This is a genomic window from Niastella vici, assembly GCF_002077945.1.
GTDB lineage: Bacteria > Bacteroidota > Bacteroidia > Chitinophagales > Chitinophagaceae > Niastella > Niastella vici.
On record NZ_LVYD01000013.1, the window covers coordinates 48,403 to 63,315 of the forward strand.

Consider the following 14,913-nt stretch of genomic DNA (forward strand, 5'->3'; position numbering starts at 1 on the left):
TATGGAAAAAATTAGTGTCTTAATTGCAGATGACCACAAGTTGATACGGGAAACCTGGAGTTTTATCCTGAACAACGATCCCCGTTTCAATGTGGTAGCCGAATGCGGCGATTCAGAACAGGCGGTGGAAATGGCCAAGAGCAAAAAGCCCCAGATCGTGCTCATGGATATCAATATGCTGCCTATTTCAGGTTTTGAGGCCACCGAAAAGATCAGAAAGGTATCGCCGGCTTCCCGCATTATTGGCATTTCCATGCACTCGCAGCCAGCTTATGCCAAAAAAATGTTGCAGATAGGCGCACGCGGCTATGTAACCAAAAATTCTTCCAAGGAAGAAATGATAAATGCCATTATGGAAGTGCATAGCGGAAACAAATACATCTGCGATGAAATAAAGAATAATATTTCGGAGCTGGTGCTCGAGGAAAACAGGGATGTGCCCAATGTAAATGCATTGACCGAACGGGAAATTCAGATCATTAACCTCATAAAAGAGGGACAATCATCGAAAGAGATTGCCATGAGCCTGAATATTTCGTTAAAAACAGTGGAGGTGCATCGCCATAATATTCTGAAAAAATTAAAGCTTAAAAATTCAGCCTCGCTGGTGAATTTCATAAATAATGTAGCTACCAGTATGTAATGGGTACTGGCTGTGATGTACACAATTACTTATATAGGATACATCTAATATTTAATTATTAGAAATGTAGGGGACATTTAATAACCAATTTGGGGGATCAGTAACACGCACCTAGGGGTAAACCTTTATATCCGGCTGAAAAAATTCATTAAGTGTTTAAAAGACATTGAATAATTTATGATTTCTTTCGGAAAATGTATGAATTTAGCACTACCAATATCTATAGAAAACGAAGTAAAAATCCAACGTCCGTAATCCAGATCCTAACGAAAACCGAACCGTCCAATGCCCGTTTAAATTAAAAACAAACCGGCGCAGATATTGATCCAATGTCCTAACGAGAAACAACCCCCATACCTATGAAGACTGGGGGTTTTTTTTATTTTTTGGTCCCCACCTTAACTTTCCATTGTTTCTTCCTTTCATTTATTCCTTGTAACTTTGCGCTTTCTTTTTTCAACCGGGAGTAATTCATGAGTGATGCAATAAAACATGAATGCGGTTTAGCATTCATCCGTTTAAGAAAGCCGTTCTCCTATTATTTGCAACAATACGGTACAGTAATGTGGGGCCTGAACAAGCTGTACCTGCTCATGGAAAAGCAACACAATCGTGGCCAGGATGGCGCCGGTTTGGCTGCCGTGAAACTGAACGTGGAACCTGGTTATCCCTTTTTGCAGCGTATCCGCAGCAGTGCCAATCAACCCATAGCGGATATTTTCAGTAAAATAAGTCAGGAAGTAAAAGAGCTGGAAAAATACCAGCCCGATGTAATGAAACACCCCGGTTTAATGAAGGGGCATATTTCATACCTGGGCGAATTGCTGTTGGGACATTTGCGCTATGGCACCCAGGGAAAGAATAATGCAGAATTCTGTCATCCATTTATAAAGCGTCATACCATTCCGGCCCGTAATATGGCGCTGGCAGGCAATTTTAACCTCGTTAATACCGACGAGCTGTTCGACCTCATCAATATTGAACCCGGTGAGTTCCAGAAACAAAGCGACCTGGCGGCCATGATGGAAGTAATTCACCATTTTCTGGTGAAGGGTGATGAGCAATCGCCCATTGATACGGATGTGCTGCAAGTCTTACGCAAGGCAGTACCCCTTTTCGATGGCGGTTTTACTGTTGGCGGTTTGCTGGGTAATGGCGATTCATTTGTGTTCAGGGATGCCCATGGCATTCGCCCTGCTTATTATTATATTGATGAAGATGTGGTTGTTGCTGCTTCTGAGCGGTCGGCCATACGCACGGTTTTCAATGTTGGCGAAAATGAAGTGAAGGAACTGATGCCAGGTATGGGGTTGATCGTAAAGGCCAGTGGCGATATCACCATCGACAAAATAACTGAACCAAAAGAACGCAAAGCCTGCAGCTTTGAGCGCATTTATTTTTCACGGGGCAGTGATGAAAAGATCTATCGCGAACGTATTGCCCTGGGTTACAACCTGAGCCCGCAGATCCTGAATGCAGTTGATAATGATCTTAAGCATACTATCTTTTCCTTTATACCCAATACGGCCGAAGTGGCTTTTTACGGGTTATGGAAAGGATTGGATGATTACCTGAAACAGGTAAAAATTCAACGTATTTTATCGTGGGGCAAGGATTTCACAGAAGAGATGCTGGCCGAAATGATCAACCGTAAAATACGGATTGAAAAGGTCGCGATCAAAGACGTTAAAATGCGCACCTTTATTACGGAAGATATAAGCCGTAACGAAATGGTGCAGCACGTATATGATGTAACATATGGTACGGTAGAAAAGGGCGTTGATTCTTTGGTGGTGATCGATGATTCTATCGTTAGGGGTACTACCCTTAAAGAAAGCATTGTGCGAATGCTGGCCCGGCTTGAACCGAAAAAGATCATAATTGTTTCCTCAGCGCCGCAGATCCGCTATCCCGATTGCTATGGAATTGACATGAGCAAACTGGGCGATTTTATTGCATTCAGAGCGGCCACTGAGTTAATGAAAGAGCATGGCAAGGAAGATTGCCTGAAGGAGCTGTACGAAAGGTGTAAAGAATTGCAACGTTTAGGCCAGCTACATACGGAAAACGTGGTTAAACACGTTTATAAACCATTCACAACCGAACAGATCTCAGATAAAATTGCTGAATTGATTACCCCCAAAGGGCTTAACTTGCCGGTACAGGTAATATTTCAGACAATTGAATCCCTTCATAAAGCGTGTCCAACCAATACAGGCGACTGGTATTTTACCGGAAATTACCCGACCCCCGGAGGCAACCGGGTGGTAAATAAAGCGTTTATTAACTATATGGAAGGTAAAAATGTGAGGGGTTATTAATTAATAAGCCTATCATATTGAAAATTATACGGTTATTAATGCATTTTTAAAATGAAGTTTGCATATATCAGAAAAAATGCTTAATATCAAGTACGGGATTATATGTAACCACTTCGATACCCCACAGAAAACAACGGTATAAGACTCATCCATTAGTAGTTGTACAAAAGGTCTAAGACAGCCTTATGCTGTTTTGCGTGCCGTTGTGCAGATAATAAGCTCATTCACACACTACTGAAAAAAAATTTCGTATGAGTAAAATTACCATCATGATTGTTGATGATCACACCTTGATCCGCGAAACCTGGTCATATTTGTTGGGAAGGAATGAAGATCTGGAAGTTATTGCAGAACTAGGGGATGGTCAACGCGCCATTGAAATTGCACGGGATAAACGCCCTAACATCGTATTGCTCGACATCAACATGTCACCATTGAATGGATTCGACATATTGAAAATGATCCGTAAGCTATCACCCGGGTCAAAAGTTATTGCCGTGTCAATGCACTCGCAGCCGGCCTATGCCAAGAAGATGCTGCGGCTGGGTGCAAGAGGTTACGTAACCAAAAATTCGCCCCGTAAAGAAATGCTGGATGCCATTCACCAGGTGTGCGCCGGCAATGTTTACATATGCCAGGAGGTGAAGAACATTCTGTCGGAACAAATGATGAATGAAGAAGAAGGTGGTGATGGGTTGAATCAGCTTTCTGAACGTGAAATTGAAGTGATTAATCTTATACGGAATGGGCTGTCGTCGAAAGAAATAGCCGATAAGTTAGCCATATCAATCAAAACAGTGGAAGTACACCGCCATAATATTCTAAAGAAACTAAAAGTAAAAAATACAGCTTCGCTGATCAATTATATCAACTCGAGCGGACTGTAATTCTCCTCTTTTTACTGTTCATAATACACTTAAATTATACGTATTTTTCCCGGGGAATAAGTGCGTTTGGCAAAGTATTTGCGGCAAATGCACTTGCCGACCGTTTAGCTTCCTATGGGGAACCAATTTTAATAACAGGCCTGTTAAATTTCTGATTCCTTTGATCGAACTCATTATTTATAGGGGGATTTATCCCCCTATTATTTTTTTAAAAAACATTCCTTCCCTTCCGGTGCCGGCTTGCCAGGCAGGGCATCTGACCAAAAAACAATTAATATTGTCTTATGAAATCAGTAATAATCATAAGGCACGCGAAAAGCAGTTGGGATAACATGGGAGTTGATGACTTTGATCGCCCCCTGAATGATCGCGGTAAAGAAGATGCGCCCAAAATGGCTAAAAGACTGCAAGAACGAAATGTAACAATCGATGCTTTTATTTCAAGCTCAGCTAAACGGGCCCGCAAAACTGCAGCCCTGTTCATAAAAGAATTCGGCGGCGAAAAAGAGGAAATTATTTTAGTACCTGAGTTATACCTGGCAGGCCCTGAAGCATTTTATAATGCCATTGCCAATGCGCCTGCCAAAGCCAATACCATTGCGCTCTTTAGCCACAACCCCGGCATTACTGACTTTGCCAATGAACTTACCGAAGTGCGCATTGATGATATGCCTACCTGCGCCATTTTTGCCGTTAAAGCCGATATTCAGGATTGGTCAGCGTTTAAAGACGCGGAAAAACAATACTGGTTTTTTGATTATCCAAAAGCGAAGTAGCGCTGGGATGATTGGGAGCGATGAGATCACCTGGCAGGTGCCTGCGGTTTAATGCATTTATTTTTTGATCTGGTCAACCAGGTCACCAATAACCTTTTTATATACTTCCATATCAAATGCTGATTGCCTGTAAGGAAACGTCTTTACGGCTTCCAGTGCTTTTGACAGGGCAAATTGGTTCTGTGGAACAGTATAGGCCAGCTGTTGTGTAAACAGATGCGTGGCTAAATATTCCTGTTCTGCCTGCCCGGGCGTGGCTACCAGAATGCTTTTTTTGCCAAGCTTCAACAGGTCCATAACCGTGGTATAGCCCGACCGGCTAATCACGAATTCCGAATCACATATCAATTGATTCAACAGGCTGGCTGGCGCATGATTGTATATGGTAAGGTTACCTTCCACCCTGGCACCGGAGTTTTCTGCCGGCAATGCCCTTACCAATACGGTTTTACCCGGCTGTTGTTTCAGGAATGGCAGTAACAGGTTTTCAAAAATAGTACGTTGCGGTTCGGGCCCCGAAAGAATGATCAATAAATTTATAGCGCATTTTTCTGCTTTACAGGGGGTGAACCGGCTTAGGGCGCCGATATACTGAACAGGTATCGCCGGTAATTTCGATGGATTAGACAGTTCACCAGCCAGTGTTGGGGAGCCTTTTTGATCGGGTACCCAACAGGTTGAAAACCGTTGAATGCGGCGATAATTGAACCATTGCACCAGGCGGTTGGTAAGGCGGCCCAACCCGGTTTTAATATATAGCTGGTGGGTTATAAAAACCGAATGAACGCCGGGTGCATAAAGGCCGAACCGGTTGTCGGAAATAATGCAATGGACTTGTTTCGACTTCAGGAAAATATTTAACCAGGTATTTTCGTTATTGATTTTGATCAATATTTTTGGCGTCTGGAGGATGAGCCGCACAATTGTACCCCACCTGTTTTTACCGTATTTCAAATTATACCCTGCTAAATGCACGTAAACAAGCTCAGGAAACTCCTTGATCAATAAAGCTTTTTGCGTTGAATTACAGGCTATAATAACGTTGCAACCCTGATGTAGTAATTCGAGGATGATGGGAATACAACGCGTAGTATGCCCCAATCCCCAATCCAACGGCGATAGCAATACGACGGGTTTTTCCGGTGTGTTGTTAAATTTGTTGCTTTCGGCCAATATGAAATACTAATTTGTTCGTAAAATAGTTTAATTTAGTAAGAACCAAGTATATGAAGAAAGTAAGTTATTCCGTGATCGTTTTGTTAATTATCAGCCTGGTTATTGCCAGTTGCAGTTCAGGTAATCGCATCAGTGGTGGCGGTTCATCCAAAAAATGCGGCTGTGGTTTAAACAGGGGATTTGTAGGTTATTAAAGCCGAACCAGACAATGAAAAACTCTAATCGTGATCTGCTTGTCCTCGTGAAGGATGCCTATACAAATAAGGAAGCTATGCAATTTGAGCTTCAACAGTTGAACCTGTTACTCGTAAACTTCGAAACACTGGATAGTTTTTGCATAGCGCATGAAGTATTCGATATTCAAAAGTACCGGGTACTGAAAAAGAAATCACAATTACAGAAGATCATTGAAAAGGAAACTTTAAAGCCTTTTGTTTTTATTTGCAACAAGAATTAACCTGTCTGTCTTAAGCATAAAAAAAGAGATAAAGAGAATACTCCCTTTATCTCTTTTTTCATTTATGACCGTTTTAGCTTAATTGCTTTAACGCATTCCTGAGTTGATCGATCATGGCGCTGATCTCTTCTTTTTTACAGGTGCCAACACTTAAGCGGTACCAGGGTGAGGACTTGTCGGCCCCAAACGCATAAAAAGGAACCACCGCCAGTTTGGCCTCATTCAGCAAATATGCAGTTACATCGCTTTGTTGCAATAACTGGTTGCCACCGGCTGTTTTTTTACCAACCAGGTCAATTTTTATGGTCAAATAAATAGCGGCCTGCGGCGCAATGGCATCTACTGAAAAACCTTCGCTCTTCAATTGCTGCAAGCCATTGTATATATCACGTAGCCGAACTTCTACCTCGCCTCTGAATTGTTGCAGGTAACTATCTATCGCTTCTTTGTTATACAGGAAACGGGCAACGGCTTTTTGTTCGGCCATAGGCGCCCAGGACCCAACATGGCTCATGATCGCTTTCATTTTATCGAGGATCAACTGCGGACCAAATGCCCAGCCCACCCGCACGCCGGTAGCAGCAAATGCTTTACTGATGGCGTCAATGAAAATGGTAAATGGTTTCATGGCAGGGCGCAATGAAACCGGGTTGTAATGTTCTATATCACCAAATGTAAGCTGCCAGTACATTTGATCATACATCACGTATAATTTCTTCTCATGGTCGCCGCGGCGGTTGTTTTCTTCCAGCACCATATCGCAAATGGCTTCCAGATCGTGTTTGGTGAACGTGGTACCGGTAGGGTTTTGTGGCGAGCACAGTGCCAGCAGGGTAGCGCCTTTTAAATGCGGTTTAATATCTTTTGCAATGGGCATAAAGTTATTTTCGGCCCGTGCTTCTACCACTATATGTTCGGCCCCTACAAAATGCGTATAATGGTTATTGTTCCACGAAGGAACTGCATAGATCACTTTGTCTTCTTTATCGCAAATGGCGCGGTATAACGAATAGATCAATGGCCGGCCGCCGCAGGATACCAATATCTCAGCGGGGGTATAGTTCAACTGTTCCCGCTCTTTTAAAAAATACGCAATGGCCTCCCGCAGGTCAAGGTTACCCTCTGCGGCGGGGTAATTGGTAAAATGGTTCCGGTATGCCGTTATGATCTCTTCTTCCAGGCCTTTGGGAATAGGAAAAATGGCCGGGTCAAAATCGCCCACCGTAAAGTTGTAGATCTTTTCTCCCGCCCGGATCTTATCGCGTATTTCACCGCCCAGTTTTACTATTTCCGATCCAATCAATGTTTCTGCAAGATGGCTAAGTTTCATCTGTAAATATTAGGTGTTTTTTATGGCCGAACCCGCCTCACCGGGCGAGCCGCTATTCCCCTGATACAAAATTAAATTATCGTAAACAAAAAGGAGGTATAATCAATGGCGATGGGCATTTTTGACAGGCTCACCCATTGGGCAACTGAGCCATCCAGGGGAGTCGAACCCCCGACCTGTTAATTACGAATCAACTGCTCTGCCAGCTGAGCTAGGATGGCTTGCAATGCGCTGTAAAATTAATAAACTCTATAATCTTTTAACGGCTGCCCGCTAATGTTGCCTTATCTGGCTTTTTACATGTAACTTTTCAACCATGTTAACATGTATATAGCGTTACTTTTACAAGGAATTAACAACTTAACCGTTTTTATTTTCAATAATTCAGGGATTTTTCTGTTATTGCAACACTATGAAAAGATTTTTATCGCTGGCTATACTGTTGATAAGCTGTATGTTAACTGAGGCGCAATCTGGCTATAATATTCCTATTACGCTAAAACCTTATAAGAATACTTATATCTATCTGGGTTACTATTATGGAACCAAGGTAAAAGCCCTGGCCGATTCGGCATTACTCGATGCCAATGGTAAAGGCGTATTTTCAGGGAAGGAACCGTTGCCGGGCGGCATTTACTTTGTAGTTTCGCCCCGCAAGGAGATCCTGTTCGAGGTGCTGATCGATAAACAACAGCAATTCTCTATCGCAGCCGATTCGGCAACTTTACCCAATAATGTACAGTTTACGGGTTCAACCGAAAATTCCCTGTTCCAGCTATATACCAGGTTCACCAACAACATAGGCAACGATATCAACAAAACAACTACTGAATTCAAGGATGCAAAAAATGCAAAGGATTCAGCAAGGTTGCGGAACCGGTTAAAGCAGCTTACCGATCGCATGCAGGTATACCGCGATAGTTTGATCGCTAAAAATCCCAACTCATTTTTAACGGTATTGTTCCAGGCGATGAAGGAACCGGTGGTACCACCAGGTTCAAAACACCCGGGTGGCAAGTACGATTCGCTGTATGCCTACCAGTATTTTAAATCGCATTACTGGGATGGCATTTCATTCAGCGACGGCAGGCTGGTACGAACGCCTTTCTTTGAAGCAAAACTGGAAAAATATTATAAAGAGCTGGTTGTTCCCAACCCCGATTCAATAAAGCTGGAAGTAGATCATATGTTGCTGTATTCAAGAAGCAATACTGAAATGTTTAAATTCCTGCTGGTTCATTTTGTGCAGAAATACGTTAACCCCGAATACATGGGCCAGGATGCTGTATTTGTTCACCTGTTTGAGAAATATATAAATACCGGGCAGGCAGATTTTTTTACCAAGCAGTATAAAGATTTTATGTTCAAGCGGGCCTACAGCATGATGGCTAACCTTATAGGACAACCGGCAGCCAATCTGGAGCTGGTTGATACACTCGACAAGCCCACGCCCCTGTATAATATAAACAGTGAATTTACCGTGATCTGTTTCTGGGACCCTACCTGCAGCCATTGTAAAGAAACTGTTCCCAAGGTTGATTCAATTTTTAAAGCCAAATGGAAGAATGAAGGCGTTGCCGTATACGGCGTAATGGTTGATGGAGGAAAAGATGCCTGGAAAAAATTTATCAACGACAATAATCTCAGCGGCTGGTCGCATGTTTATCAGCTGCCTTCCCAGCAAAAAGAAGAAGAAGCTGCCGGGAAACCGAATTACCGGCAGTTATATGATGTGTATCAAACGCCCATTTTGTATCTGTTAGATAAGAATAAGAATATCATAGCTAAAAAGCTCGGCTATCTGCAAATTGATGAAGTGATTGACCTTAAACTTAAAAATAAAAAATCCAACTAGCATTATGAGTGTTATCAGTAAAGCAGCGGGTGCTTCATTATTGATCTTCATGACCGCCACCGGAAACGCCCAGGTATTGTTCACGTACGGCGGTAAGGCAGTTACAAAGACCGATTTTTTAAAAGCGTACAATAAGAATAATACTGAAAATAGTCCCACCGATAAATCGTACCGCGACTATCTGGAGCTGTACACGCGGTTTAAGCTAAAGGTGCAGGCGGCCCTTGACAAAAAACTGGATACAATTAGCACGCAAAAAGCGGAGTTGAACAGTTTTCGCAACCAGATCATCGACGGGTATGTACGCGACGAGGCCAGTATAAATGAACTGGTAACCGAATCTATTCTCCGCAGCAGGAAGGACATTCATATTGCCCATATTTTTGTGGCAGCCGGAAAAAATGCAACCCCCGAGGCAGTAAAAAAAGCCGAAGAGAAGATCAATGCTGCCCTGAGCCAGTTGCAAAAGGGCCAGGATTTTTCAAAGGTGGCTGCTGAGTTTTCAGAAGATCCATCCGTTTCAGTAAATAAAGGCGATGTCGGGTATGTTACAGCGTTGGTGCTGCCTTACGAACTGGAAAATGCAGTATATACAACACCGGTTGGCAAATTTTCTACTCCTGTTCGCAGTAAAGCCGGGTTCCATATTTTCAAGAACCTTGACGAAAGAGAAGGATATGGAAGAATGAAGGCCGCTCAGATCTTATTAGCATTTCCCCCCAATGCCACCAATGAGCAAAAGGCAGAAGTTAAAAAAAGAGCCGATTCAATTTATAACGTATTGACAAAAGGGAGCGATTTCAAATTGCTGGTAACCCAGTTCAGCAACGATAATATTAGCTGGCAGGCTGGTGGTGAAATGGTTGAGTTTGGGGTTGGGCAGTATGAACTGCCGTTTGAAAATGGCGCCTTCGCACTTAAAAAAGATGGTGATATCAGTGAGCCCGTAATGAGCAGTTTCGGCTATCATATTATCAAGCGGCTGCAACACAAACCTGCTGTTGCCGATACCGCGAATGCCCAGTTGAGAGAGGAGTTCAAGCAACGTATAGTGCAAAGCGACCGAATGCAGGTATCCCAGAAAATGTTGCTGAAAAAAGTGCTCCAGACCACCGGGTTTAAAAAGTATCCGGTAAATGAACAACTCCTGTTCATTATGGCCGACAGTGTTTTTGCCAATAAGCACCTGCCTGTGTTTGCCGATCTCAATGCAAAAACACCCCTGTTCTCGTTTACCAAAAAAACGATTACTGTAAAGGATTTTCAGGCCAACCTCGAAATGATCAGGAACTATGAGAACATGCGGGCCGGTAAAACCAATCAACAGCTGTATGATGAATTTATAGAAGTGAGCGCTTTTGATTATTACCGCCAGCACCTCGAAGAATACAATAAAGAGTTTGCCTATCAGTTGAACGAATTTAAAGAAGGCAACCTGCTGTTTGAAATTATGCAACGTAAAATATGGGACCCCGCATCTACCGATTCGGCCGGTTTGAAAAAATATTATACGGCGCATAAAGACAAATACTGGTGGGAAAGCAGCGCCGATGCTATCATTTTTACCGCTACCAATGAAAAGGCATCAGAAGAATACAGGAATAAGGTGAAGGAGAATTATAAAGACTGGAAAAAATATATTGACCTCAGTGGCGGGCATTTACAGGGCGACTCGGGCCGGTTTGAATTAGGCCAGATCCCTGTTGTTGACAGAACAAATTTCACCGAAGGCCTTATAACCGCCAACGTGAGAAATGAAACCGATAACACCGTTGCATTCGCTTACATAGTTAAATTATATCCCAATCGCGAAGTACGTGGGTTTGCTGATGCCCGCGGTTTTGTGATCAACGATTACCAGCTGTATCTCGAAGAACAGTGGATCGCTGAATTAAAAAAGAAATATCCGGTAAAAATAAATGAAGCCGTTCTGAAAAGCTTGTCAAAGTAGTTTTAAACTTAATGCAACTATAGCAGTCAAAGCAGGGCTTATTTATAAACACCCTGTAAAACAACTACGTATGATCGCAAAACGACTTATTTATTTGTTCGTTATCAGCTGTATTAGTGTAACTTCCTTTGCCCAGAACGGAGCTGCCTGGTTAAAAGGCGGCGTAAACTTTGCCAATGTATCTTATAATAGTAATGGCGAAGTAGATAATGCCAATATACTTACTTCATTTCATGTTGGTATAGTAGGCGATATTCCCATTTTAAAGGTGCTGGCCATTCAACCCGGTATATTATTTACCGGCAAAGGGTCCAAAATTCAAAGTGGTAACTCAACCGATCTCAATTATTATAAAGCAACTGTTAACCCAACGTACATTGAGGTGCCTGTAAATGCGGTGATCAAACTGCCCCTGGCATCAGATGAATCAAATTTCTTTTTTGGTGCTGGTCCGTACATAGCCATTGGCGTTGGTGGCAAACGTAAAATTGAAGGAAAGACTGTGGGCGTGGCATTCAGCAGTAACGAGAAAATTGAATACAGCAACGACGATCCTTCCACATTCAATAATGAAGAAGGCGCCGGCCTGGGCGTTATGAGAAGATTTGATTATGGCTTGAATGGCATCGCCGGTTTTCAGTTAGGTAAGGGCATGATAGCGCTTAATTATGGATATGGTTTGGCCAAACTGCAATCGGGTACAAACAGCTCGGCCGACAATAATAACAAACATCGTGTATTAAGTATCTCCGTAGGATTTAGATTATAATATTCTTATCATTGACTCGGAAGTTTTGTGAATGTGCTTTATCGCAATGCAAAACTTCCGGGTTTTTCTTTTTTATTGTACCTCATATATATAAACCGTTTTATTATTAAGCAACAGTTTTTCCCTGATACGCAGGAAGGAAAAAGGCGTCAGGTCTTTTTTTGAGATCAGGAAGTGAATGTTGTATTTTTTTAACGACTCGTATTGTTTATCCTTCCAGGTGCTGTAATACCTGCATTTCAGGTGATAGCAAAGTTGCGTTACTTCTACCATGGAATAAGTATCGGAGGCGATTGGCTGATGCTGCAAGAATGAAAGCTGCGGCAGGTGCTGATAAAAACTTTTATAATACAAATATTCACTTGAGCTGCGGGTCAATTTGCGTTGGCCAAGTAGTACAAAAGGAACAACACTTAAAGCTAATAATACTGTCACCATCGGCACAAAGATCTTTTTATTGATAAATATCCATGCCAGTTGTATAATAAAAAAGAAAAGCAGGTGAAATAGACTGATACTGGTTAAAATATACCGGTCAAGAATAAATAAAGGCAGGTAAAGGAGCGGGTAAAACACAAAGAACCAGCCAATTTTATGAATACTGCCATTGTACAACAGCGTGCCTTTCTTCCTGTTGAAATACAGAATCAATAAAGAACAGCCTATTAACAGCCACTTGGCGCCGCTACTGTCCAGCATGTTGATCATGCTTTTAATGGAATTCTGAACGAGTTGTAGCTGATAAAAAAAACTATTTACATCACGGAAAGGCGACCAGCTATAATTATCTAACAAATGGGCCGGATCAGTATGCGCGCTGTAGGCATTTTCAAAAGGAGGCGGAAACAGATCTTCATTGGTAGGGAAACCTTTGCCATAGTTGGGATTTGTCAAATTGTAATTGAGCCTTCCTGCAGTACTAAATGTCAGATTGTGTTCATGTATGCTTAAGGTGGCGATCCAGACAAAAGAAAGAATTATAAAAGAACCATACGTTTTAATGACCGGGATGATAAGTTTAGATCGGGACCCGTTTTTCTTCGCAAGCTCCAGCAGCATTAAAAATGCCAGGAACAAATGCACGACCCCAAAATTATACGACTTTGAAAAATACGCACAAGCTGCCACTGCGCCAGCCAGCCCGGGTATTTTTTTATTGAATGTAAAACGGTCGTCAGTTATGAGTAATAGAAACGATAAACAAAACACCGTTGCTGTCAGATCGGGTGTTAATGTAGACATGGCATAAAACAACATCAGCAACAGGGCATACAGGCAGAAAGCCCTATAAAAAATTGGATGTGTTAAATACCGGCGAGCAAGTTTGCAAAGTATGTACAAGCCGAAACCAGCTGACAGAAAATTGATCACATAACAGCATGGCAACAACGGCAAGCCTGCCATTTTACAAAAACATAATACCCATGAATACAGCGGCGACCAGTATCCGTTGATGGCATGTTGAAAGTCGCCCGTGGCATAAAGTTCAGCAATATTGATATAGGCGAGGGTGTCATTATTTAAAAACTTATGGTAGCTGAGCTGAAAATACAGGCCAAAAAAAGCACCGATTGCAAACAGGCCAGCTGTTATTTTATCAAAGCCTGTTTTTGGGATCATGTTGGGGAGTATTAATTGTAAAGTAAGATAAAAGAAAAAGGGTTTCGTGCATTGTTCACGAAACCCTTTTTCTTTTTTATGCCAATGAATTTATAAGATCTCTTTTACTGCATTATAGATCACTTTGGGTTTTCCCAGGGTGTAATAATGCAATACCGGTACACCGGCTTTTTTCAGTTCTTTCGATTGCAGTAACAGCCATTCTGTGCCCACTTTTTCAACGTCGGCATCTGTTTTACAATTCATGATCTCGTTGCTGAGGTCATCGGGAATATCAACGTGGAAGGTACGTGGTATCACCGACAATTGTTTTTTGCTGGTGATCGGTTTTAATCCCGGAATAATGGGAATGGTAATACCGCTCTCGCGGCAGCGCTTTACAAAGTCAAAATATTTCTGGTTGTCGAAGAACATCTGGGTTACTACATATTCGGCGCCTGCTGCTACCTTGGCTTTCAGGAAGGCCAGGTCGGTTTGCAGATTGGGTGCTTCAAAATGTTTTTCGGGATAACCGGCTACGCCAATGCAAAAATTGGTGCGGAAGCCATCGCGGATATCTTCTTCCAGGTAAACGCCATTATTCAGGTTCTGCACCTGTTTCAGCAGGTCGATCGCATAGCTGTTACCGCCTTTTTCCGGTTCAAAAACGGTTTCATTCTTGGCCGCATCGCCACGCAGCACAAGTACATTGTCGACCCCTATAAAATGCAGATCGATGAGGGCGTCTTCGGTTTCCCGTTTGTTAAAACCGCCGCAAATGAGGTGGGGAACTGCATCAACCCGGTAATGGTTCATGAGCGCTGCACAAATACCAACGGTTCCGGGGCGTTTACGAACTTCTACTTTTTCAAAGGTTCCATCGGCCTTCTTTTTGAAAACATGCTCACTGCGGTGATATGTAACATTGATAAAAGCAGGTTTGAATTCCATTAACGGATCAAGATGCTCGTAGATCGAGTTAATGGTTTTACCTTTTAACGGGGGTAATATTTCAAATGAAATAAGCGAATCTTTTGCCTGGCGAATGTGGTCGATAACTTTCATGTAATTAACAACAGTTTTTCAAAGGCCTCACCATTATTTTATTGTCTTAACAGAACATTGGTGTAACCTTTCAAGAATTCTATA

13 protein-coding genes and 1 tRNA gene are annotated in these 14,913 nt (G+C 42.4%); 9 read left to right on the forward strand and 5 right to left on the reverse strand.

Annotation, left to right across the window (positions count from 1 at the left end; all coding sequences use genetic code 11):
• The first annotated feature begins 1 nt into the window (after window position 1).
• From A3860_RS05705 to A3860_RS05720, 4 genes are all read left to right on the forward strand, one after another.
• A complete protein-coding gene (locus A3860_RS05705) occupies window positions 2-643 on the forward strand; it encodes a response regulator (RefSeq protein ID WP_081145590.1) in 642 nt (213 codons plus the stop codon).
• A gap of 473 nt (window positions 644-1,116) precedes the next feature.
• The gene (locus tag A3860_RS05710) at window positions 1,117-2,964 is read left to right on the forward strand and encodes an amidophosphoribosyltransferase (protein WP_081145591.1); all 1,848 of its coding nucleotides are present in this window, start codon (window positions 1,117-1,119) and stop codon (window positions 2,962-2,964) included.
• A 251-nt stretch (window positions 2,965-3,215) separates the two neighbouring features.
• Window positions 3,216-3,851 carry a response regulator gene (locus tag A3860_RS05715; RefSeq protein ID WP_081145592.1) on the forward strand — a complete coding sequence of 212 codons (636 nt, stop codon included), beginning with the start codon at window positions 3,216-3,218 and terminating at the stop codon, window positions 3,849-3,851.
• Window positions 3,852-4,135: 284 nt separating this feature from the next.
• A complete protein-coding gene (locus tag A3860_RS05720) occupies window positions 4,136-4,627 on the forward strand; it encodes a SixA phosphatase family protein (protein ID WP_081145593.1) in 492 nt (163 codons plus the stop codon).
• Window positions 4,628-4,684: 57 nt separating this feature from the next.
• Here A3860_RS05720 and A3860_RS05725 read toward each other — a convergent pair whose 3' ends face one another.
• On the reverse strand, window positions 4,685-5,800 hold the full coding sequence (locus A3860_RS05725) for a glycosyltransferase (RefSeq protein ID WP_158085149.1): 1,116 nt from the start codon (window positions 5,798-5,800) through the stop codon (window positions 4,685-4,687).
• A gap of 53 nt (window positions 5,801-5,853) precedes the next feature.
• On the opposite strand from A3860_RS05725, the gene A3860_RS40945 reads away from it, so the two are divergent.
• Together A3860_RS40945 and A3860_RS05730 are read left to right on the forward strand one after the other, a co-directional pair.
• Window positions 5,854-5,997, forward strand: coding sequence for a hypothetical protein (locus tag A3860_RS40945; protein ID WP_158085150.1), 144 nt, complete (start codon window positions 5,854-5,856; stop codon window positions 5,995-5,997).
• Between the two features lie 14 nt (window positions 5,998-6,011).
• Complete coding sequence (locus tag A3860_RS05730; RefSeq protein WP_081145595.1) at window positions 6,012-6,260, forward strand: hypothetical protein; 249 nt, start codon at window positions 6,012-6,014, stop codon at window positions 6,258-6,260.
• 73 nt (window positions 6,261-6,333) lie between these two features.
• On the opposite strand, the gene A3860_RS05735 is transcribed toward A3860_RS05730, so the two are convergent.
• Complete coding sequence (locus tag A3860_RS05735; protein ID WP_081145596.1) at window positions 6,334-7,590, reverse strand: pyridoxal phosphate-dependent aminotransferase; 1,257 nt, start codon at window positions 7,588-7,590, stop codon at window positions 6,334-6,336.
• 148 nt (window positions 7,591-7,738) lie between these two features.
• Window positions 7,739-7,811, reverse strand: a tRNA-Thr gene (locus tag A3860_RS05740).
• Between the two features lie 191 nt (window positions 7,812-8,002).
• Between A3860_RS05740 and A3860_RS05745 the strand changes: the two genes are divergently transcribed.
• From A3860_RS05745 to A3860_RS05755, 3 genes are all read left to right on the forward strand, one after another.
• Window positions 8,003-9,445 (forward strand): redoxin domain-containing protein, encoded by a 1,443-nt coding sequence (locus A3860_RS05745; protein ID WP_081145597.1) that lies wholly within the window; start codon window positions 8,003-8,005, stop codon window positions 9,443-9,445.
• Between the two features lie 4 nt (window positions 9,446-9,449).
• Complete coding sequence (locus tag A3860_RS05750) at window positions 9,450-11,396, forward strand: peptidylprolyl isomerase (RefSeq protein WP_081145598.1); 1,947 nt, start codon at window positions 9,450-9,452, stop codon at window positions 11,394-11,396.
• Between the two features lie 70 nt (window positions 11,397-11,466).
• Window positions 11,467-12,165: a porin family protein gene (locus A3860_RS05755; protein ID WP_081145599.1), complete on the forward strand. Its 699-nt coding sequence runs from the start codon at window positions 11,467-11,469 to the stop codon at window positions 12,163-12,165.
• A 72-nt stretch (window positions 12,166-12,237) separates the two neighbouring features.
• On the opposite strand, the gene A3860_RS05760 is transcribed toward A3860_RS05755, so the two are convergent.
• On the reverse strand, window positions 12,238-13,785 hold the full coding sequence (locus A3860_RS05760) for a hypothetical protein (protein ID WP_081145600.1): 1,548 nt from the start codon (window positions 13,783-13,785) through the stop codon (window positions 12,238-12,240).
• A 90-nt stretch (window positions 13,786-13,875) separates the two neighbouring features.
• Window positions 13,876-14,829 (reverse strand): methylenetetrahydrofolate reductase [NAD(P)H], encoded by a 954-nt coding sequence (gene metF, locus A3860_RS05765; protein WP_081145601.1) that lies wholly within the window; start codon window positions 14,827-14,829, stop codon window positions 13,876-13,878.
• Window positions 14,830-14,913 lie beyond the last annotated feature (84 nt).